18 protein-coding genes and 1 pseudogene are annotated in these 20280 nt (G+C 71.4%); 3 read left to right on the top strand and 16 right to left on the bottom strand.

Going from position 1 to position 20280, the window contains the following annotated elements; genetic code table 11:
• Positions 1-8 precede the first annotated feature (8 nt).
• Positions 9-1352 (bottom strand): polysialyltransferase family glycosyltransferase, encoded by a 1344-nt coding sequence (locus tag AB0C82_RS03875; protein ID WP_362835976.1) that lies wholly within the window; start codon positions 1350-1352, stop codon positions 9-11.
• A 3-nt stretch (positions 1353-1355) separates the two neighbouring features.
• Complete coding sequence (locus AB0C82_RS03880; protein ID WP_362835978.1) at positions 1356-2321, bottom strand: glycosyltransferase family 2 protein; 966 nt, start codon at positions 2319-2321, stop codon at positions 1356-1358.
• Positions 2322-2559: 238 nt separating this feature from the next.
• On the opposite strand from AB0C82_RS03880, the gene AB0C82_RS03885 reads away from it, so the two are divergent.
• A complete protein-coding gene (locus tag AB0C82_RS03885; protein ID WP_362835980.1) occupies positions 2560-3018 on the top strand; it encodes a MarR family winged helix-turn-helix transcriptional regulator in 459 nt (152 codons plus the stop codon).
• 19 nt (positions 3019-3037) lie between these two features.
• On the opposite strand, the gene leuE is transcribed toward AB0C82_RS03885, so the two are convergent.
• On the bottom strand, positions 3038-3700 hold the full coding sequence (gene leuE, locus AB0C82_RS03890; RefSeq protein ID WP_362835982.1) for a leucine efflux protein LeuE: 663 nt from the start codon (positions 3698-3700) through the stop codon (positions 3038-3040).
• 148 nt (positions 3701-3848) lie between these two features.
• A complete protein-coding gene (locus AB0C82_RS03895; protein ID WP_362835984.1) occupies positions 3849-5429 on the bottom strand; it encodes a methylmalonyl-CoA mutase family protein in 1581 nt (526 codons plus the stop codon).
• 222 nt (positions 5430-5651) lie between these two features.
• Here AB0C82_RS03895 and AB0C82_RS03900 point away from each other — a divergent pair, with 222 nt between their 5' ends.
• The gene (locus AB0C82_RS03900) at positions 5652-6596 is read left to right on the top strand and encodes a L,D-transpeptidase family protein (protein ID WP_362835986.1); all 945 of its coding nucleotides are present in this window, start codon (positions 5652-5654) and stop codon (positions 6594-6596) included.
• Positions 6597-6835: 239 nt separating this feature from the next.
• Here the strand turns inward: AB0C82_RS03900 and AB0C82_RS03905 are convergent, their stop codons facing one another.
• From AB0C82_RS03905 to AB0C82_RS03945, 9 genes and pseudogenes are all read right to left on the bottom strand, one after another.
• Positions 6836-8035: a hypothetical protein gene (locus tag AB0C82_RS03905; protein WP_362835988.1), complete on the bottom strand. Its 1200-nt coding sequence runs from the start codon at positions 8033-8035 to the stop codon at positions 6836-6838.
• The gene (locus AB0C82_RS03910; RefSeq protein WP_362837021.1) at positions 8035-8799 is read right to left on the bottom strand and encodes an RNA polymerase sigma factor; all 765 of its coding nucleotides are present in this window, start codon (positions 8797-8799) and stop codon (positions 8035-8037) included. The genes AB0C82_RS03905 and AB0C82_RS03910 overlap by 1 nt, the downstream gene beginning before the upstream one ends.
• Before the next feature lie 450 nt (positions 8800-9249).
• A complete protein-coding gene (locus tag AB0C82_RS03915; protein ID WP_362835990.1) occupies positions 9250-9504 on the bottom strand; it encodes a Txe/YoeB family addiction module toxin in 255 nt (84 codons plus the stop codon).
• Complete coding sequence (locus tag AB0C82_RS03920) at positions 9501-9779, bottom strand: type II toxin-antitoxin system prevent-host-death family antitoxin (protein ID WP_362837023.1); 279 nt, start codon at positions 9777-9779, stop codon at positions 9501-9503. The genes AB0C82_RS03915 and AB0C82_RS03920 overlap by 4 nt, the downstream gene beginning before the upstream one ends.
• Before the next feature lie 316 nt (positions 9780-10095).
• Positions 10096-10932 (bottom strand): hypothetical protein, encoded by an 837-nt coding sequence (locus AB0C82_RS03925; RefSeq protein WP_362835992.1) that lies wholly within the window; start codon positions 10930-10932, stop codon positions 10096-10098.
• A gap of 34 nt (positions 10933-10966) precedes the next feature.
• Positions 10967-11554: an RNA polymerase sigma factor gene (locus tag AB0C82_RS03930; RefSeq protein ID WP_362837025.1), complete on the bottom strand. Its 588-nt coding sequence runs from the start codon at positions 11552-11554 to the stop codon at positions 10967-10969.
• A 135-nt stretch (positions 11555-11689) separates the two neighbouring features.
• On the bottom strand, positions 11690-12130 hold the full coding sequence (locus AB0C82_RS03935; protein WP_362835994.1) for a hypothetical protein: 441 nt from the start codon (positions 12128-12130) through the stop codon (positions 11690-11692).
• A gap of 237 nt (positions 12131-12367) precedes the next feature.
• Positions 12368-13008 (bottom strand): annotated as a pseudogene (locus tag AB0C82_RS03940) (DUF4328 domain-containing protein).
• A 102-nt stretch (positions 13009-13110) separates the two neighbouring features.
• Positions 13111-13677, bottom strand: coding sequence for a YcxB family protein (locus AB0C82_RS03945; protein WP_362835996.1), 567 nt, complete (start codon positions 13675-13677; stop codon positions 13111-13113).
• Between the two features lie 401 nt (positions 13678-14078).
• Here AB0C82_RS03945 and AB0C82_RS03950 point away from each other — a divergent pair, with 401 nt between their 5' ends.
• Entirely contained in the window at positions 14079-16802 is a 2724-nt protein-coding gene (locus AB0C82_RS03950; protein ID WP_362835998.1) for an FG-GAP-like repeat-containing protein, read from the top strand.
• A gap of 148 nt (positions 16803-16950) precedes the next feature.
• Here AB0C82_RS03950 and AB0C82_RS03955 read toward each other — a convergent pair whose 3' ends face one another.
• From AB0C82_RS03955 to AB0C82_RS03965, 3 genes are all read right to left on the bottom strand, one after another.
• Positions 16951-17538, bottom strand: a complete 588-nt coding sequence (locus AB0C82_RS03955; protein WP_362837027.1) for a hypothetical protein — start codon at positions 17536-17538, stop codon at positions 16951-16953.
• Positions 17539-17670: 132 nt separating this feature from the next.
• Positions 17671-18465: a DUF4328 domain-containing protein gene (locus tag AB0C82_RS03960; protein WP_362836000.1), complete on the bottom strand. Its 795-nt coding sequence runs from the start codon at positions 18463-18465 to the stop codon at positions 17671-17673.
• Between the two features lie 112 nt (positions 18466-18577).
• Positions 18578-20182, bottom strand: a complete 1605-nt coding sequence (locus AB0C82_RS03965) for a glycoside hydrolase family 20 protein (protein WP_362836002.1) — start codon at positions 20180-20182, stop codon at positions 18578-18580.
• Positions 20183-20280 lie beyond the last annotated feature (98 nt).

A 20280-nucleotide genomic window follows, 5' to 3' on the forward strand; every position in this document is an offset into this window, starting at 1 on the left:
CGACGCCCTCAGAAACCCAGGCCGGCGCGGGTGCGCCGGGCGGTACGGCGCAGCAGGACGGCGGCTCCCTGGACACTGCCGCCGGGCAGCGACAGCTTCCCGAGGCGGCGGCGCTTGAAGTAGTGCTGCGTACTGCTGTCCAGGCGTTCGCGCAGCCACGCCTCGGCCTCGGCGCGCAGCCTGGGATGGAGGCGCGACTGCATGCAGTAGCCGACGGTACGGACCAGGGGCGCGAGGGTCCCGGGTGCGGTGCCGGGCAGGGCGGGCACCCCGTCGGCGGCGTGCGTCTCCAGGTCGGGCACGAGGTGGTCGACGATCGTCAGCGGTACGCGGTTGCTGTTCTCGTACGGGGTGAGGCGGTCAAGCAGGGGGCCCGTGCCGACCCGGGCGACGGGAATGCCGTAGTACGCCGCGGCCGTGAGCATGGCGGTGGAGAAGCAGCCGACGACGAGCGTGGGTGCGCACCGCTCGAACAGCGTCTCGGCCAGCAGCGGGGTGTTCATCGTGGTCAGCCGGACCCCGGCCCCGGCCGCCGCGGCGTCCAGCGCCTCGGAGTAGCGGGCGGGGGCGGTGGGGTGCGGCTTGAAGAGGATCGAGGTGTGGCCGGCCCGGGCCGCGCCCCGCAGCATCCGGATGTGCAGGTCCTCCTCCTCCTCGGCGGTGAGGATGCCGAGCGCGGCGAGGTACTGGCCCAGGAGTACGGCGGTGGGAGCCTGGGCCACCACCTCCGTGAGCTGCCGGTCGCCGTCCGCCGAGCCGGCGATCTCGCCGAGGACCTTGCGCATGGCGTCGGCCTGGACCAGTTCGGGCTCCACGTCGAATTCGGAGAGCAGCATCGGCCGAAGTCCGGGGACCAGGTCGAGGTGCAGGACGCGGCGGATGCGGCAGCCCAGGGACACCGGCAGCTTGTTGCGGGTCGGCCCGTAACTCATGAGGCCGTCCGCGTACACGTGCAGGGGACTCTCGGAGAAGATCGCGGCGAGTGCGCGGGCGGGGTTGACCTGGATGGATTCCAGGGCCAGTTCGACGGGTCCCTCGCCCAGGTCCCAGGCGAGCCGGAAGGCGCGCTGCCAGAGCACCGTCTCCTCGGCGCGCGGGCCCCAGCCGTTCGGGTGGTACGGGCGGATCGCCTCGTTCCAGCTGATGACGGTGTCGAAGCGGGCTGCGATGCGGTCGTAACCGCGCATCTCGTCCAGGCCGGGACTCGCCTCGGGGACCGCGGCGTTGTTGCACACCAGCAGGATGCGGCGGCTGTCCGAGGGGGCTCCGAACTGTCCCGCGTCGAGGGCGGCGGCGAGAGTGGCGGCCCCGTACAGGGTCGACACCTGGAAGATCTGGGTGCGCGTGGGCATGGATCAGACGGCCTTCTGCTTGTCACGCAGGCGCCGGAGCACTGTGCTGCGCTTGGTGTCCATCGTGTTCAGGGTGTCGTCCAGCACCGGCTGGGGCATCCGGCGCAGCGCACCGGTCGACGCGAGTCTCAGCCGGCGTGCGGTCGCGGACTCGTAGTCGGTGGCCCGCTCGCCGTGGAAGGCGATCAGCGCGCAGTACGTACGGACCGCCTTGGGCAGCAGGAGGTCCGCGTCCCGGTCCTCGGCGAGCTCCCTGAGCAGGGTGTCGTAGGCGGGGAAGAAGTCCAGCTGCCGGGAGTCCTTGATCTGGGTGAGGGACGTGGTGACTCCCCGCCGGTAGAAGATTCCGTAGAGCCCGAGGGCCGCGTAGCTCCGGGCCCTCAGATGAAGTCGCCAGGTCCACAGGCGGTCCTCGGCGGTGCGCAGTTCGGCGTCGAAGCGCATGGCACCGTCCTCGAACAGCCGGCGGTGGTAGAGCCCGGCCCAGACGAAGGGGTAGTCGACCATCGTCTCCATGTCCGGGTACGCGATCCCGGCCCGCGGGTCCGTCGCCTCGTTCCGGATCCGGGCCGGGGCGCGGCGGATGACACGGGTGGTGTCCGTCGACTGGACGTGGTCGTTACGGACGAAGTCGACGTCCAGGTCCTCGGCGGCGCGCAGCAGTTGGGACAGATGTCCCGGGGCGTACCAGTCGTCGCCGTCGAGGAAGGTGAGGTATTCACCGCTCGCGGCCTCGATCCCGCTGTTGCGCGCGGTCGCGATGCCCACGTTCGTGTCGTGTCTGATGACACGGGCCTGCGGGAGCCGCGCGGCCCAGCGGTCGATCACGGCCGGGGTCGCGTCCGTGGAACAGTCGTCGACCAGCAGGAACTCGACGTCCGTATCGGTGTTGCGGGCGAGACTTCCCAGGGTGGTGTCGGCGTAAGGGGCGACATTGTGGAGCGGTACGACAACGGACAGTTTCGGCACGCCGGCCCTCGCCTTCGATCATGTAGCCGCCCAAGCTAATGAAGGGCGTCGAGGACCGAGTGGCCGTTGATGCGACGGAGGATGAACTCTGGGCGACGCCGGAATGACACCGGACGCCGGTGCTCGTCCTCGCACGATGCGCGCGCCCGGGCCTTTCGCGCGCACCTCTCACGTCTCTCGCGCATCCTGCGCACCGGACCTTGACCTCAAGTCCGCTTGAGCTTCTACGGTTCCGGTCATGGACTACTCACACGATGACGCGGGACTCGCACGGCAGCCCATCGGATACTGGAGCTGGGCCGCCCACGAAGCCACCGTGACGCACATCCGGGCCGCCCTCGCCGAGCACGGTCTCACCCAGCCGCCCTGGTGGGTCCTCAACCAGCTCACCGACGCGGACGAGGCGGGCAGGCCCCGCGCCGAGGTGGTCGCGACGCTCCGCGGCTATCTCCACGTCGGGGACGCGCTGGAACCCGAGATCGACGCCCTCGTCGGCCGGGACCTGGTCACCGAGGACGCCACCACCCGGCTGCGGCTGACCACCGCGGGCCACGCACTGCGCGCGGAGGCGGCCGAACGGGTCGGCCGGGCGAGAGCGGAGATCCACACCGGCATCGCGGACGAGGAGTTCGTCGCCGCCCTCAAGGTGCTCCAGCGCATGATCCACAACGTGGGGGGCAAGGCCTGGCACCACTGAGAGCCCGCCGGGCCCGCGCTCAGACGCTGCTGAGGGTGAGCTTCGCGGCGAATCCGAGGAACAGCACTCCGGCAGCCGAAGTCGCGCCCGCCGACAGCCGCTTGCGGCGGCGGAAGATCTCGGCCAGCCGGGTGCCGCCGAATATGAGCGCTGAGAGGTACAGGAAGCTGCCGGCCTGGAGCAGCGTGCCGAGCAGCAGGAACGACAGGGCGGGGTAGGCGTAGCCCGGGTCGACGAACTGCACGAAGAAGGAGATCAGGAAGAGGATGGCCTTCGGGTTGAGAAGGCTGACGACCAGCGCCCGGCGGTAGGGCCGCTCCATCGCGGTCGCGGCCGGCGCGTCCGTGTCCGCCGTGAGCTCCTCCACCCGCCGGTGCCGCTCCCGCCACGTGGAGACGGCGGCCCGGAGCATCCCGATGGCCAGCCAGGTCAGATAGCCCGCGCCCGCGTACTTCACGACGGCGAACAGCACCGGCGTCGTCTGGAGCAGGGAGGCGGCGCCCAGCGCGGACAGGGTCATCAGTACGGCGTCCCCGGTCCAGACTCCGGCCGCGGCCACATAGCCGGTCCGGACGCCGCGACGGGCGGCGACGGACAGCACGTACAGCGAATTCGGCCCCGGCAGGAGAATGATCAGCACCAGGCCGGCGAGATAGGTCGGAAGATCGGTGACACCCAGCATGGACGGAGTGTCGCACGGAGGTACGACACCCCGTCCAGGGGTCTCAGCAGGTGTTTCGCGTCTCAGTCCTCGCCGTTCGGCGTTCTCACCGTTCGCAGTTCAGCGTCCGGCGTCCGGCGTCCGGCGTCCGGCGTCCGGCGTCCGGCGTTCAGAACGCGTCCGTGGGGACGTACGTCCCCCAGACCTCCCGCAGCGCGTCGCAGACCTCGCCCACCGTCGCCCGCGCCTTCAGCGCGTCCTTCATCGGGTAGAGGACGTTGTCCGTGCCGGCCGCCGCCTTCCTCAGTTCCACCAGCGCCGCGTCCACCGCGCCCTGGTCGCGTTCGGCGCGCAGCTTCGCCAGCCGCGCCGCCTGCTGGGCCTCGATCGCCGGGTCGACGCGCAGCGGCTCGTACGGTTCCTCCTCGTCGAGCTGGAAGCGGTTGACGCCGACGACCACGCGCTCCGCGCTGTCCGTCTCCAGCGCGACGCGGTAGGCGCTGCGCTCGATCTCACCCTTCTGGAAGCCACGCTCGATCGCGTTGACGGCGCCGCCCATGTCCTCGACCCGGCGCATCAGTGCCACCGCCGCGGCTTCGACGTCATCGGTCATCTTCTCCACGACGTACGAACCGGCGAACGGGTCCACCGTGGCGGTGACGTCCGTCTCGTACGCCAGGACCTGCTGCGTACGCAGGGCCAGGCGGGCGGACTTGTCGGTGGGGAGGGCGATCGCCTCGTCGAAGGAGTTGGTGTGCAGCGACTGCGTGCCGCCGAGGACGGCCGCCAGGCCCTGCACGGCGACCCGCACCAGATTGACCTCGGGCTGCTGGGCGGTGAGCTGGACGCCCGCGGTCTGGGTGTGGAAGCGCAGCATCAGCGACTTCGGGTTCGTCGCACCGAACTCCTCCCTCATCACCTTCGCCCAGATCCGGCGTGCGGCGCGGAACTTGGCGACCTCTTCGAGGATCGTCGTACGCGCGACGAAGAAGAAGGAGAGCCGGGGCGCGAACTCGTCGACGTCCATACCGGCGGCGACGGCCGTCCGCACGTACTCGATGCCGTCGGCCAGGGTGAACGCGATCTCCTGCGCGGGCGAGGCTCCCGCCTCCGCCATGTGGTAACCGGAGATGGAGATGGAGTTCCACTTCGGGATCTCGTCCCGGCAGTACCCGAAGATGTCGGCGATCAGCCGCAGGGACGGCTTCGGCGGGAAGATGTACGTGCCCCGGGCGATGTACTCCTTGAGCACGTCGTTCTGGATCGTGCCGGTGAGCTGCTCCGCCGCGACCCCCTGCTCCTCCGCGACCAGCTGGTACAGGAGCAGCAGCAGGGAGGCGGGAGCGTTGATCGTCATCGACGTCGAGACCTCGCCGAGCGGGATTCCGCCGAACAGGATCCGCATGTCGTCGATCGAGTCGATCGCGACTCCGACCTTGCCGACCTCTCCGGACGCCAGGGGCGCGTCGGAGTCGTGGCCCATCTGCGTGGGCAGGTCGAAGGCGACGGACAGCCCCGTCGTGCCGTTGGCGATCAGCTGCTTGTAGCGGGCGTTGGACTCGGTGGCGGTGCCGAAGCCGGCGTACTGCCGCATGGTCCACGGCCGCCCGGTGTACATGCTGGGGTAGACGCCACGCGTGAAGGGGTAAGCGCCCGGCGCGCCCAGCTTCTCCGCCGGGTCCCAGCCCTCCAGGGTCTCCGGCCCGTAGACCGGCTCGATGGGCAGTCCCGACTCCGACTCACGTGTCATGTGCTGTGCCTCCCGTGCATACCGGCCAGGGACATCGAGGTTCGCGACGGACTTTAGCGGCGGCCGGGCGGGCGGCGGAGAACCACCCGCTGGGACCTTGCTCACAGGAACGGCCCCCGGGCTGGACCGACGCCTCCATCATGCGCAGGATTCGGCAACCGGGCAGGGCGGGAATCCGTCCAAGGAGACACCGGAGCAGTGGACGAGCCCAGGGGGGCAGCGATGATTCGCACCAGCGTGAACGCGAGGAGCGGCGTGGTGCCCGCCGCGGCGGGCACCACGGGCGCCACCACGGCCCGCGCGCGCACGATCGCGAAGGCCGCCGCCGGCGTACTCGCCGTCACCGCCCTGGCCGCGGGCTGCGCGCCGGACGCGGCGGGCGGGGCCCAGCGGGTGGCTCCCCCGGCGACGGGCCCCACGGCCGACGCGAAGCCGGGCGGCGAAACGGGCGGCCCGGCCGCGCGTCCGGCCGCGGCCCCGCCCGAGGCGTCCCCCTCACCGGCTCCGGCGAAGAGCAGCGAGGCACCCGCCGAGCCCCGGGTCCTGATGTCGACGGGCTCGCAGGGCGCGCAGGTACGGGAGCTCCAGGCCCGGCTCCGTCAGATCGGCCACTTCGACCGCAGCCCCACGGGCTACTACGGGACCGTGACCGTGACCGCCGTGCGGTCCTTCCAGGGCAAGCGGGGTCTTCCCGGCACGGGTGGGACCGACACCGTCACCTGGCAGAAGCTCCTCGGGATGACGCGGAAGCCGACGGCCGCCGAGCTGACCCCGCCCACCGAACGCCGCGTGGCCAAGCCCGACGAGCGCTGCATGACGGGCCGGGTCCTGTGCGTCAGCAAGAACAGCAGGACCCTCTCGTGGATGGTGGACGGCCGCGTCCTGTCGTCCATGGACGTGCGGTTCGGCTCGCAGTACACGCCGACCCGGGAGGGCGTGTTCTCCGTGTACTGGAAGTCCCGTCATCACGTATCGACGCTCTACGACACCCCGATGCCGTACGCGATGTTCTTCAGCGGCGGCCAGGCGGTCCACTACTCGCCGGACTTCGCGGCCAACGGCTACAACGGTGCCTCGCACGGCTGTGTGAACGTCCGGGACGAGGGGAAGATCGCCTCGCTCTTCGCCCAGGTGAAGAACGGCGACAAGGTCGTCATCTACTGGTGAGCGAGGGGGCCCGGTCGAGGTAAAAGGGCGCGGGCGGGACCGGGGGAACGTGTCCCGCCCGCGCCAGTTGCGCTGAGCCGAAGGTACGGGGGGAACCCCGGCTCGTTGCGCGGCCGATGACCAGTCGGCTCACTCAGTACTGCGTCCGAGTGCGGAAAAGTGTCACACCTGGGGTTCGTGCGGCCGCCGCTGAGGGGGTACGGACCGGGAACGGGCGGCCGGGAGGAGCGGGAAGGGGCTCAGCGGGACCACGGCACGGCGGTGGCGGAGTCCACCGGAGCGGACCCCCCGCTCACGCCGGTGCTCACGCCCGTGCCCGTGCCGGGAGACGCTTCGGGAGAGATCTCGGGGGACGGGCCGGCCGTGCGGAAGGAGACCGACGGGAGCGAGCCCGCGCCGCCGTCGCCCTGCCCGGCGCCCTCGCCCTGCTCGCCGCCGCCTTCACCGCCGCCGTCCGAGCCGGGGGCGCCCTCGGGTACGCCGGAGTCGGAGCCGCCGTCCTCGGAGCCGCCGTTCCTGTCGTCCTCGTCGACGAGGCGCGCGCAGAACCGGTCGAGGTTCTCCTCGCTCTTGGCCATCTCGACGAGCCGGCGCCTGGCGTCCCGGTCGAGCGTGCCCGCGCGGTACTCGCGGCAGGCCTGGCGGGCCTTCTCGTACGCCTCACCGGCGCTCGTTCCGCCAGACCCGTGGGACGCGTCGTCCCTGTCCGTCCCGTCCGTCGGGCGCCGCGTGCTCCCGGACCCGTCGTCACCGTGACCGGAACCTTCGGCGGGTCCGTCGTCGCTGCCCGGGCTGCTGTGACCGCTTCCCGGCATGGGGCTCTCGGACGGGTCCGCCGTGCGCGGACCGGGTTCCTCGCCGCGCGGAGTGGGGGACGGGTCCCCGTCCGAAGGCAGTTCCGAGGCCAGTTCGTCGGGGGAGGCGGCGGCCGAGACGGAAGCCGCCGGGAGCGGCGAACCCTGGCCACCGAACGGTACGGGGAGGAACCCCGCACCCGAGGCCGCCGCCACTCCGCCCAGCGCACAGCCCGCGAGCGAGAGCACGAGGCCGTAGCGGACGGGACGGCTCCAGCGCTGCCGGCGGTCGGTGGCCGGGCGCCCGCCGCCTGAGATCAGTACGGACGAAACCCTGTCCTGCCAGGCCGCGGACCGCTGCCCCGCCTTGGCGCCCTGGGCCTTCGGGGTCGCCCGCCGGGTGCCGGCGCCGCTCCTTCGCCGGGTGTGCGCCGCCTCGCGGAACGCGGCGAGCGCGACGCTCTCGCCGGGCAGTTCACCGGGCTGTCCGCCGCGGGCCGGTGGCAGAGTTCTGGCCGCCTCCAGGGCGGCGGTGAGCCGCAGGGCGTCGCTGCGGGCGCGATCGTCGACGGGCTCGACGGGCTCGCCACGGAGCAGTTGCTCCGCCGCGTCCTCGTCGAGCCATTCGTACCGCTCGTCGGCCATCACATGTCCTTCTGCGTCCACGGACGCGAATGCGTCACACCGTGGGTGACACCGGCGGAAGTCGCACTGTTGCGTGCCGGGCGCTGCGAGGGTACAGCTCCGAGCTCCCCGCCCTGACCCGTGGTGGCGCTTTCAGGACCCGCGGTGTCCGTTCCCGTCCCGGCCGGGGCGCGGCCCGCCGGGCCGTCCTGCGGAAGCCCGCCTTCCGGGTCGTGGTCCGCCCCTACCAGTTCAGCGAGCCTCTTCAGTCCCCGGTGGGCCGCGGTCCGTACGGCGCCGGGGCGCTTGCCCAGCGTCTGCGCCGCGCTCTTCGCGTCGAGGCCGACGACGACCCGGAGCACGACGGCTTCGGCCTGATCCTGCGGCAGTTGGGCGATGAGGGCCATGGTGCGACCGGTGGACAGAGCTTCGATCGCCTCCCCCGCCGTGTCCGATTCAGCGGGTTTGCCCGTCAGTTCGGTCTCGTCGCCGCCGATGGCGGGGCGCCTGCTCCGCATCCGCAGATGATCGAGGGAGCGATTGCGCGCGATCCGTGCCGCCCATCCCCGGAAGCGGTCGGCGTCACCGCTGAACCGGTCGAGGTCGCGGGCTATCTGGAGCCACGACTCCGACGCCACGTCCTCGGCGTCCGGGTCTCCGACCAGTGTCCGTATGTAGCCCAACAGCCGTGGCTGCACAGCGCGGTACACAGCACGGAAGGCGTCCTCGTCCCCGTCCTGTGCCGCGAGCACCGCGGCAGTCAGCTCCGCGTCGTCCCCCAGCACTCCCTCAACCCGCCCTGCTGTCATGAATCGCAGCTGGTCACCACTGCTGCGCCACTCTGCGCGACTCAGCACGCTACGTGCTCGCCCGGTGCCGCGTCCATGACTTGTACAACCCGCAACAGTTCGCCGCACCCTGCGGTGTGACAGAAAACGCATCCCTGGCGCTGAGATGAGTACGGGGCCGTTCCGCGGCCTCGTGGAAGACGGCCGGGGCCTCTCCTGTGGGGGGTGGCGGCCCCGGTCGTCGTCCCACTCCCCCGCTCTGTCCGGGCCCCGTCCACTCGGCGCTTGCCGCACACCGAGCCATCGCGCTGCCGTCAGGCGGCTCCGCACCTCGGCGGGGCTCTCCGCCGCGTCCGGATTGCCGGCGGCCTTGCCGTGCGCCCAGTCGTGGAAGCGGAACAAGGTGACATCCCAGCACGGGGCGGGGCGCCCCAGCACACGCCGCGATCAGTAGTGGTACCGGGCAGCGAGGATGACAATCTCCTTGTCCGTAACCAGGTAGACGAGGCGGTGCTCATCGTCGATCCGTCGCGACCAAGCCCCCGGCAAGTGGTATTTCAGTGGCTCGGGCTTGCCGATACCCGTGAACGGGTCGCGCCTGGTGTCCTCGATGAGCTTGTTGATCCGGGCAAGCATTTTGCGGTCGTTCCTGAGCCAGGACGTGTAGTCCTCCCAGCCCTGGTCCTCGAAGACAAGCCTCACGCAGCACCCGTTCCGGGGCCCGCTTCCGGATCGATCAGCTCACGTTCCGACACATTGATATTGCTCAGAGCGTTCTCGTACGCCTTGAGGAGCCGTCGCGCGTTCGTCGGCGAACGGAGCAGATACGAACCTTCGCGCAGCGCCGCGTAGTCCTCGGCCGAGACAAGCACGGCATTGCCGTGCTTGGAGACGATCTCGATGGCCTCGTGATTGTCGTTGACCTTCTTGATCAGCGGAAAGAGAGCCTTGCGGGCTTCGCTCGCGGTTATGGACATGACCTGGCCTCTCCTATCAAGTGGTACCTGATAACGTACCACCCCCGGTGTCGCCCGGGAGGGGACGACAGATGAACGGCCGGCTGCCCCGACATGGGAAGGGGTGGCCGTGGTGGTGGGACCGCCCACACGGGCCTCGGCACACTCCCGGTCGCCGGCGGCCGACGCGGCCCGGAAGCAGACCCGCACGGTGCCGCCGGGAGCGGCCGCGGTCATTTCGGTGCAGACGTAGGTTTCCGCGTCGGCGCTGTCCTCGATGCGCACGTCGCGGGTCGGGCCGCCCGCAGTGACCTGCCGCGTCCGGCCCCGCCACCGATCAGCCGACAGCCGCACCGTTCCTGCCGACGGTCCCATGGTCACCCGGACCGCCGCCGGCCGCTCCGGCCGAGGCGCCGCCACCGGTCCCTCTCGGGGACGCCGGCACGTCCTTGTCCGACCCGCCGCCCCCGTCCGAATCGACCGGCTCGTCCGGAGCGCCCTTCGCGCCCGGCGCCGGGCGCCCGAGCAGCGCGTCGCAGTAGGCGGTCACCGCCGCATCCGACTCCCCGCCGGCGGCGGCCTTCAGACGGCTGAGGGCGGCGGACTCCGACGCCTTCCCGCTGTCCCGGTGTTTGGCGTACACCCGGCAGAGCGCCGCCTCGTCCCGGCCGCTCGCGCTCCCGCCGCGCCCGCCGTACCCCTTGCCCGGCACGGTGAGGCCGGGCGTGGGCTTCGCCTGCCCCGTGGCGTCCTCGCCCGGCGCGGGCCCGCTCCCGCCGGAGCGGTGGCCTTCGGGCGTCGCGGACGTGCCGTGCGTGGGGTGTACGGAGTCCGCGGGCGCGCCCTTGCCCCCGTCGCGGAACGGCGTGGGCAGCGCCCCGGTCCCGGCGGCCACCGCGACCCCGCCGAGCGCCGCCGCCGCGACGAACCCGCTGAGCATCAGCCGGACCGACCGCACACCGCGCCGGCCCCCTACCGGACGCCAGTCGTCGCGCCGCCGCCACCAGGGCGACCGCGCGGCGTGCGCCCCCGCGTCCCGGGCGGCCCGGAAGGCCGCGGTCGCGCGCAGCTCGTCGTCCGCACCGGGCGGGTCCGTGCGCCGGGCCGCCGCGAGGAGTGCGGCGAGTTCGGGTGTCTCCGGCGCTTTCGGCTGCCGCTGCGATTCGTTTCTCATACTTCATCCCTCAGCGTGCGGCGCGTCCCGTTTGTCACAGCGCGGTCCCGCCGGGGGCCAACTGCTCGGCGAGTCTCTTGAGTCCGCGGTACGCGGAGGTGCGCACGGCGCCCGCACGCTTGCCGAGCACGCGCGCCGTCGCGGCGCCGTCCAGACCGACCACGACCCGCAGCAGCACGGCCTCCGCCTGTTCGCGGGGCAGCGTGCCGATGATCTCCAGGGCCGCCTCGGTGGAGAGCGACTCCAGGGCCGCGGCCGCCGTGTCGTGTCCGCCGGGAAGCTGGAGGACGTCCTGCTCGATCAGCGTGGTGCGGGGCCGCCGCTTCTGCTTCCTGAGGTGGTCGAGCGCCCGGTTGCGGGCGATCGTCGCGGTCCAGCCGCGGAACCCGGCCCCGTCACCGCGGAACCGACCCAGATCACGGGCTATCTCCAGCCACGCCTCGGAGGTCACGTCCTCGGCGTCCTCGCCCACCAGCCCGCGCACATAACCCAGCAACCCGGGCTGCACACGCCGGTACGCGACCGCGAAAGCCTCCTCGTCCCCCTGCTGCGCCCGCTCGACGGCATCGCCGAGCTCGACGTCGTACTGCTCCTTGCGGCGCTGTTCCCCGCCCGTGCCCAACACTTCCCTACTCAAAGCCTGTTCCGGCACCCGCCCGCCGTGGCCGTACTCCCGTCAGGGCAACGGCCCCTCCACCCGTTCTGCGCCCCCGGGCACAGAAACGTCACAGGATTTCTACCGGCGGAATCGAACAGGCTACCCGCATACGGCCTTTCGCCGAACCGTGCGCCCGTGCAGCAGGAGGTACAGCCGCTGCACCGACTCCTCGGGCCCCGACTCGAAGCGGTTGACGACCTTGCCGAGCGGGTTCCACACCCGCCCGTCGGGCATACGCACCCCCACCGCCTGACCGAACAACTCCTGCTGGGCCAGGTCGAAGTCGACCCACTCACCACCGGCCCTGCGGACGATGACCTCGCCCGTGTACGCGCCGAGGCCCAGCAGGATCCCGTCGACCTGATCACGCCGGGGCCGGTCGCGCCGCAGGCCGTCGACGACGAGATCGACGAGCCGGAGGCTGGCCACCGAGTAGTCCAGGGGCAGCCGGTTGCGCTCGGTGAGCCGGGTGACGAACGCCGATGTGTAGGCGCGCATCGCCGCCGCCCCGGGCAAGGCCGCTCGGTCGTCCCCACTCATGATTCCCCCTGCCCCTCGCCGTGCCGGCGATCACCGACACTGACCCAGCGACGAGGAGCCCGGAAACATCACGCGGAGGGGGCTGTGTTCGTTCTCACGAGCTGGAACAGGACAATTCCTTTCGCCGGCACAACCATTGGCCGGTTACAGGCGTCGGCGCCGCCGTTCACGCCGCGGCAAAACACGCCTCGCGCATCGCGGCGTCCGTAGGGACCGGCGGGCGGGCGGCCCGACGCCCTATGCGGGATCAGAAGTGAACGCCGGTCCCGCCATTGCCTTCTCGTGCTGCATCGCGGTGATCCTGCGGACCATCGCGGCGGCCAGCAGGGCCGCGGCCAGGTCGAGGAGCGAATAGCCGACCGCGAAGGAGACGGCGGTGTCGAACAAGGGAGTTCCCATGTCCTTCTCGGCCATCGGGGGCGCAATCACCATCACGCCCTGAGCGACCAGCCAGGAACCCCACCAGAGATTGACGAGACCCGTGCCTGCCGGGCCGGACCGTTCCGTGAGGCCGGACCGCCAGATGTCCACGACGACGCGGCGCGGGTACCAGAAATGACGAACGGGACGAACCAGCCGCACCAGATCCACGGACGGCTGTGCTTGTGGCCGTCCGGGCTGAACACCTCGGCATTGACCCGGACCCGCCACAGCCAGGCACAGAAGACGATCCCGCAGGCGAGGCGGACGAGCCCCTGCGTCCCCACGAGGGACTCATGGAGCGAGTCGAAGCGGCCGGGGTTCACGACGAGGCCGGACTGCGCCGTCGCGGAGAGACTGAGCAGGATCTCGAAGACGTCGGCCAGCGCGCACAGACCCAGCAGGGCCACGGCGGCGTACGAGAGCCCCGCCGGCGAGCGCAGTTGCGGAACGGACATGACCTGGAACCCCCATGGTTCGACAGCGTCCTGCGGACCTCGTTCCGGTGCACGCAGTGACGAGCCAGTGGATCCTACTGAGGCGGCACGCGTGCCGGTTCGTCACACTCGGACGGTGTGCCGGTCCAGGACCGCCCGCAGCCTGTCGACGTCCCCCGGCCCGGCCAGGCCCCGCTTGGGCAGGACGTCCAGGCACATGATGCCGGGGTCCCGGCTGAGCAGGACGAAGTGACCGGCCGTCTCCCGGTAGCCCCGGACGACGGACCACTTCTGCACCATGGTGCTGTGGTCACTGCCGCAGGTGAGCCCGGCCGGGGACACCGTGGCGCGGTACTCGCCCTGCCATCCGACGGTCTTCTGCACATGGGCGGCCTGGAGTCGCGGGTACCCGCCCAGCACCAGGACGACGAACAGGAGCGCGACCGTCGAGACGACGTCGGCACTCCCCCGGCCCACGGTGACGAACAGCCAGTGCGCGATCCACAGCGCGAGGAACGCGCCCCGCAGCAGCAGCCCGGTCCGTCTGATCCGCTCGCGGACCCGCAGGCCGACCAGCGTGTCGCCAGGCTGCGGCCGGTACACCAGCTGGACGGTGGCCTGCCCGCCCACGACATCGTCGGAGGCTTCCGCGCCGTCGTGGGTGACTTCGGCGTTGCGGTATTCGTCCATGACCCCTCCCCGGTTCGAAGATCCGCGGATCCTAGCGAACCCGGGCGGGCGGGCCGGAAGCCGTCTGTGGGCCAGTCCTCAGGGCTCCGCGCCGGCTGTCGCCACGAGCATCACCGTCTCCGCTTGACCGCGCCGTCCCCGGGTGATCCCGGCCACCGACTGAACGGAATGCCCCTCTCGCTCCCCTTTCCGAGGCTCATCACATTCCGTCGGAGCTATCCGCCCGGAAGGTGTGATCCACGTCACCTCGATGGGATTCGGAGTGACGTTTAATCCTCAAAGGCCGCTGGGTATTTCGGGGCGCCCGTGTGACGGGCGAGGCCAAAATGAACTTATGGGTATTTGAACTCTATTGAGGGGTGGGGCATTTGAGCCCGCGCAGTTCTCATGCGTACAGAGCGATGAGCTTGAAACGTCGCGCCTGGCTCACCATTGGCGCGGTCGTGCTCGGGGGTGCGGGAGCGGTCACCGTCGCGATAGCCAATCCCGAGGATCCCGAGGACCGGGGGGCGAAGCCCCGAAAGGCGTCGGTGCACGAGCTGACGCTCAAGGGCACCGGAGACTCCAAGCGGGCGCTGCCGCGTACCGACACCGACCCGTTCTCCATGGTCGGCGTCGTCTGGGCGGACCCGGAGGCGACGGTCGACGGCAAGGCGGAGGTCCGCACCCGCAGCCGTGAGACCGGGCAGTGGAGCAGCTGGCTGGAAGTACACCTGGAGCAGCACCTCGGCGCGGAGCGCGACGACGACGAGGCGAAGCTGCCCGGGATGTCCGAACCGCTGTGGGTCGGCCCCTCCGACGCCGTCGAGGCGAGGGTCGTACGTGCGGACGGCACGGCCGCCGACGGGCTGCCCAAGGGTCTCGAACTGTCCCTGGTCGACCCGGGCGTCACCGCCAAGGAGGCCGCGGCGCCGGGCGCCGACGCGCAGAACGCGTCGTTCGCCGTCGAGGAGACCCTGACGCCCACGCCGACGGACAGCGAGACGGCGACCGAGACGCCCAGCGGGACGCCGAGCGAGACCGCTTCGCAAACGGCCACGGAGACGGCTGCTCCGACGGAGACGGCCACCGAGACGGCGACCGCCACGCCGACGGACACGACGACGCCGACCGCGACGCCGACCGACACCCCGTCGCCCACGCCGACCGTTCCGACCGCGCCGCCGTCCACGGTGAACCGGCCGGCGATGACGCTGCGCGCCGGCTGGGGCCCGGACAAGTCGCTCGCGACGAACTACAGCGACCCCGAGTACATCGAGAAGATCCAGGCAGTCTTCGTCCACCACACGGTGGGCTCGAACGACTACAGCTGCGCCGAGTCCGCCGCGCTCATCCGCGGCATCTACGCCTACCACGTCACCCCGCGCGAGGGCTACGACGGCTGGAAGGACATCGGCTACAACTTCCTCGTCGACAAGTGCGGCCAGATCTTCGAGGGCCGTGAGGGCGGCGCCGACCTGCCGGTCCTCGGCGCGCACACGTACGGCTTCAACTCCTACTCCACCGGCATCGCGCTGCTCGGCAACTTCGAGACGGGCAAGCCCACCACGGCGGCCCTCAACTCGGCTGCCCGCGTCGCCGCCTGGAAGCTGGGCCAGTACGGCGTGAGCCCGAACGGCTCGGTCACCATGACGGCCGCGGCCGACACGGGTGTGTACAAGAAGGGCCAGCAGGCCACGCTCAAGACGATCTCCGGTCACAGGGACGGCTTCGCCACGGTGTGCCCCGGCCCCACCCTGTACGCCAAGCTGCCCGCGATCCGCACCTTCGCCACCGGGGCGGGCCGCAACTCGGCCGTTCCCACGTCCGACTTCAACCGGGACGGCATCAGCGACCTGATCGTCGGCCTCCCGAAGGTCTCCGGCAACGACGGCCGGGTCACCGTGCTGCCGGGCAGCCAGAACGGACCCGACGCGGCCACGAAGCGCACGCTCGACCAGGGCAGCCCCGGTGTACCCGGCGGCTCCGAGGCCGGTGACTACTTCGGTTACTCCAACGCCTGGGGCGACCTGAACGGCGACGGCCACGCCGACCTGGTCATCGGTGCGCCCGGCGAGGACATCTCGCAGTCCGACAACGGCACGGTCGTCGCGATGTACGGCCCCGGCCTCACCACGGGCAAGGGCCACGCGATCACCAGCTCCTACCGTGTGGGCGGCGACAAGCTCGGATACGCGGTCGCCGCGGGCGACTTCAACGCCGACGGCATGGACGACGTGTTCTCCGTGGCCCCCGGCAAGCCCGGCCGCTGGTGGAGCTGGGACAGCAGGTCGGGCAAGGCGAAGGCCGGTTACCTGAACACCTCCGCGTACACCGGCGCGGTCGGCTACCCGACCTCCGCCACCGGCGACTTCAACAAGGACGGCTACACGGACGTCGCCGTCGGCTTCCGCGACCCGGGCGGCAAGGCCCGGCTGCTGTGGCTGAAGGGCTCCGCGACGGGCCTCCAGCGGGTCGGCGTACTCGCCGCGCCCGGCGGACGCTCGCTCGCCACGGGTGACGTCAACGGTGACGGCGCGAGCGACCTCGTGGTCGGCCAGCCGTACAACAGCGAGTCCGGCCACACCGCCAAGGGCGGCGCGGTCACCGTCGTGTACGGCTCGACCACCGGTCTCACGTCGACCGGCCGCAAGCTGTACCACCAGGACACATCCGGGGTTCCCGACAGCGGTGAGAGCGGTGACAACCTGGGCTGGTCGGTCTCCGTCGGCGACGTCAACCTCGACGGTTACGCCGACATCCTCGCCGGTGTCCCGGGCGAGGACGTCACCCGCTCCGGCGCGTCCCGCACCAACGCCGGCGTCGCGCTCATGGTCCGTGGCACGGCCTCCGGCCCCACCAGTTCCGGGGCCGTGCTGATCGGGCAGGACACCACGGACGTCCCCGGGGTCACGGAGACCGACGACCGGCTCGGCTCGTCCGTCTCACTGGCGGACCTCACGGGCGACACCCGGGCGGACATGGTCCTCGGCGCGGACGGCGAGGACGCCGAGAACGGCACCCTGCTCCAGCTCGACAACCACGTCACCAAGGGCATCCTGCCCTCGTCGAGCGTGTACTACGGGACCTACCAGCTGGGCTCCCCCAAGGGCATCCGGATCGGGCTGAACGTCCTGACCCCGTAACCCGCCCGCACCACCCCGCCGGTCCGCGCCTCGCGCGGGCCGGCGGTACCGGAGCCCCTCGGCCTGACCCGAGGGGCTCCGGCCGTTGTCCGGGACCTCTTCCGGGCCCCGGACCTGTGACCGGGGCACTCGGCGAGGACTCCCCCGGTCAGGACCGGCCGCGCGCCCGGCGCGAGATCACCGCGCGCAGCACGCGCCGGCCCTCGGTCGACCGTTCCAGCGCGCCACGCAGGCCGCTCGCGCCGGCCGCCGCAGGTTCCGAAGCCTCCGCGAGGGCCTCCAGGATCTCCGTCTGACGCCGGAGCTCCCCCGCCACGAGTGGCCCGGCGCCCCCCACGTCACCCGAGCTCCACCGCTCCAGCTGCCCGGCGGGGTCCTCGGCGGCGTCCCCGCCGACGGACATGTCGAACCGGCGGTGGAAATCCAGCGAGAGCAGCGAGCAGGTACGCGCCCACTCCCGCAGCGGGTCGGCGGACCAGTCGGCCGGGGCCGAGCCGAGCATCTCCGGTACGGGGGAGCCGGTCTCGTCCACGTCCGCCATCGCCGCACGCGCGGCGTCCAGCCGGTCGGTCCACGCGCGGCCGTCCGCGCAGCTCGCCCAGAGCGGGCGCAGCGGTTCGGATTCGCCGCCGCCGCCGTCGGCGGCGGCGGGCGGCAGGCAGCGTTCGAGGCAGGCGAGCGCGCTCGCGGCCAGCCCCCGCTCGTCGGCCTCGGCGATCCGTTCCAGCAGGCTCATCGACGTCTCCCTCGTCCGGGGCATGGCATCCCCCTTGTCCCGTACTGCGCCGAGTGGCTGGAAATCGTCACTGGGACCGAAGAAAACCCTGTCCTGGCAGGTGGATGGCAGGAGACGGGCGGCGAATTCAGGTCACCGGGCCGGAGCACCGACCGCGGCCCGCCCGACCTGCAGCCGGGTGAGCGTGCGGACGAAGTGGATCGCGAGCACCGCGGCCACGAGGTCGAGCGTGTCGGCCGCGATGAGCAGCCCTGCGGCGTCCAGGATCTCCTGCGGCAGCTCGGCCTGCTCGTACCGCTTGGAGGCGAAGCGGGAGAAGAGGACCGAGAGGACCCACACGCCCCACCAGAGGTTCATCGGCGTCTGCGAGGCGGTGCGCCAGGTGCCGTCGGTGCTGGTCTGCGCACTCGCGCTCCAGATACCGCCCGCGATCCTGCGCGGCAGCCAGAGGTTGGCGATCGGGACGAACCACGCGCCGACCGACCAGCCCGGCTTCATCGGCTGCGCGCCCGCGTCGAACACCTCGGCGTTCAGCCGCATCCGGCGGAACCAGATGATGAACACGACGGCCGTGGCCAGTACCGCCGTCACCTGGAAGGAGCCCGCGATGACGTAGAGCCAGTCGGCGCGCTCGGCCGCGCTCTCGTCGAAGTTCTCGAAGTCGTCCGCGATGGCGGCTCCGAGCAGACCCCGGACGTTCAGCCCGGCGGCGAGCGCGAGCACGTCCGTCGCGATGACGACGGCGAGCAGGATCACGACGGCTCTGGCGAGCCCGACCGGTGAGCGCAGACGGTGCCTGGCCTCGGCCATCGGCACGGGGCCGGGCGCCATGAGGCCGTGCGGCGGGGCGGCGCCGGTGCCGGCGCAGAGGGTGCAGCGCCCGTCGGCTGTGACGGACGGCCTGGTGCCGCATGTGGTGCAGAGCATGGTGCGAAAGCCCCCCGGGGCGTGGTGCCGGTGTGTGGGCCGCCGCCCCTCCCCGGAGCGCGCGGCAAGCGGAACCTAGCCCTCGGTGCACCATCATGTCCATGGCATTCGGTCAGCCCGTCCGGTCGATCTCCTGGGCCAGTTCCTGGAACTGCGCCCAGCTCAGTGCCGGCTCACGCGGGTCCCAGAGCTTCTGGGACGTCGCCTGCAGGGGCTGGTGGATCCCGGTCGCGACCTGCTCCTGCGTCTGGGCGTTCGCGAGGTCGCACCAGACCGCGAACCGGCCACCGAGGATCTGGCCGGAGTACTTCTCCGGTACGGCCTGCGTGCCGCGCAGTACCAGCGGTGTCCACTGCTCGTAGATCCGGCGGCCCGTCGGGTACGTGAACTGGTTCGGCTCGCCGAGCACGTAGTAGAGGAACTCGTCGTTGAGGTTGACCACCTTGCGGCCCTCGGCCAGGTACTCCTCGGGCGGGCGGGCCCCGATCTCCTTGCCGGTCCAGTACTCGACCTCGATGCCCTTGTCGGCGGTGACCTTCCCGCCGCTGAAGAAGCCGTCGTTCCACGCCTTGGGTGTCTTCCGCGCCTCGCGGACCACCGCGGCGCGGTCGTTGAGCCAGCCCTCCGCGAGGTCCTGGATCGTGGCGCCCTCGCCGTACTTCTGGCGGGCGGCCGCGGCCAGCTGGGGGTAGGAGGCCGCCGGGTCGCTCACCGTGAGCGCCTGGTACTCGTCCGCGCCGACGTGGAACCAGTCGCCGGGGAAGAGTGCGGAGAACTCGCGCAGCAGGTCGTCGACGATGCGGGCCGACGCGGGCTCGGAGATGTCGATGGCGCCCTGCCGGGGTACGCCCTGGGTGTTGCGGAGCTGGAGCTCGGGATGGGGCCGCATGACGGCTCCCAGGTGTCCCGGGGAGTCGATCTCCGGGACGACCGTGACGTGCAGTTCGGCGGCGAGCGCCAGTATCCGGCGGACCTCGTCCTTGGTGAGGTGCTGCTCGGACACGATCTCGGGATGCGACTCCGACTCGATGCGGAAGGCCTGGTCGTCGGAGAAGTGCAGGCCGAGCTGGTTGAGCTTCAGATCGGCCATCTCACGTATCCGGTCCTCGATCCAGCCCACCGTGAAGTACTTGCGCGCTATGTCGATGTTGAGACCTCGCTGCGGCCGGGCGGGCCGGTCGCGTATCTCGCCCTCGGGCACGACCCCACCGGTGCGCAGCGCCTGCTTCAGGGTGCGGGTCCCGTAGAAGACCCCCGCCTGGTCGGGTCCGCTGATGGTGACGCGCCCGCCGCCGGTCTTCATGGTGTACGACTCGGGGTCGCCCCGGCCCGCCGTGCCGAGCGCCAGCTCGACGTCACCGGCGCGGGCGGCGACCTCGCCCCGGTAGCGGATCTTCAGCTCCCCGGCGAGCAGCTTGGCCTCGTCGGCGAGTTCGTCGCTGCCGTCGGCTATGACGACCGTACTGGTGCGGCCCGGCTCCCAGCCCGGCCCGCGGGCCGGGTCGTGCTCGCGTACGGCGGGGATGGTGCGCGGCTCCGAGGAGAGCGGATAGCTCCGGGAAGGGGAGGGTGAGGGCGTGGCGCGGGCCGGTGACGCCGCCGTACCGTTCTGGCGCGCGTCGTCGGAGTCGTCCGGCAGGACGACGACGGTGAGGGCGACGGCCGCCGCGGCCGTGACAGCCGCGCCGGTCAGGAGAGCACCGCGTGAGGGCGACATCGGTCAGTACCTCCGAAATGGGGGGAAGAGGTCATATCTGAGGGTAAAGCGGTCCTTCTTTTTCCCGATCGATCCATCGGGTGTCCAGGAACCGCACA

The sequence above is a fragment of the Streptomyces sp. NPDC048560 genome (assembly GCF_040650955.1).
GTDB lineage: Bacteria > Actinomycetota > Actinomycetes > Streptomycetales > Streptomycetaceae > Streptomyces.

Coding starts and splice junctions, on each gene's coding strand:
- AB0C82_RS03875 (WP_362835976.1), bottom strand. CDS start 1,352: ATGCCCACGCGCACCCAGATCTTCCAGGTGTCGACCCTGTACGGGGCC.
- AB0C82_RS03885 (WP_362835980.1), top strand. CDS start 2,560: ATGGACTACTCACACGATGACGCGGGACTCGCACGGCAGCCCATCGGA.
- leuE (WP_362835982.1), bottom strand. CDS start 3,700: ATGCTGGGTGTCACCGATCTTCCGACCTATCTCGCCGGCCTGGTGCTG.
- AB0C82_RS03895 (WP_362835984.1), bottom strand. CDS start 5,429: ATGACACGTGAGTCGGAGTCGGGACTGCCCATCGAGCCGGTCTACGGG.
- AB0C82_RS03900 (WP_362835986.1), top strand. CDS start 5,652: ATGATTCGCACCAGCGTGAACGCGAGGAGCGGCGTGGTGCCCGCCGCG.
- AB0C82_RS03905 (WP_362835988.1), bottom strand. CDS start 8,035: ATGGCCGACGAGCGGTACGAATGGCTCGACGAGGACGCGGCGGAGCAA.
- AB0C82_RS03920 (WP_362837023.1), bottom strand. CDS start 9,779: ATGTCCATAACCGCGAGCGAAGCCCGCAAGGCTCTCTTTCCGCTGATC.
- AB0C82_RS03925 (WP_362835992.1), bottom strand. CDS start 10,932: ATGAGAAACGAATCGCAGCGGCAGCCGAAAGCGCCGGAGACACCCGAA.
- AB0C82_RS03935 (WP_362835994.1), bottom strand. CDS start 12,130: ATGAGTGGGGACGACCGAGCGGCCTTGCCCGGGGCGGCGGCGATGCGC.
- AB0C82_RS03945 (WP_362835996.1), bottom strand. CDS start 13,677: ATGGACGAATACCGCAACGCCGAAGTCACCCACGACGGCGCGGAAGCC.
- AB0C82_RS03950 (WP_362835998.1), top strand. CDS start 14,079: ATGAGCTTGAAACGTCGCGCCTGGCTCACCATTGGCGCGGTCGTGCTC.
- AB0C82_RS03955 (WP_362837027.1), bottom strand. CDS start 17,538: ATGAGCCTGCTGGAACGGATCGCCGAGGCCGACGAGCGGGGGCTGGCC.
- AB0C82_RS03960 (WP_362836000.1), bottom strand. CDS start 18,465: ATGCTCTGCACCACATGCGGCACCAGGCCGTCCGTCACAGCCGACGGG.
- AB0C82_RS03965 (WP_362836002.1), bottom strand. CDS start 20,182: ATGTCGCCCTCACGCGGTGCTCTCCTGACCGGCGCGGCTGTCACGGCC.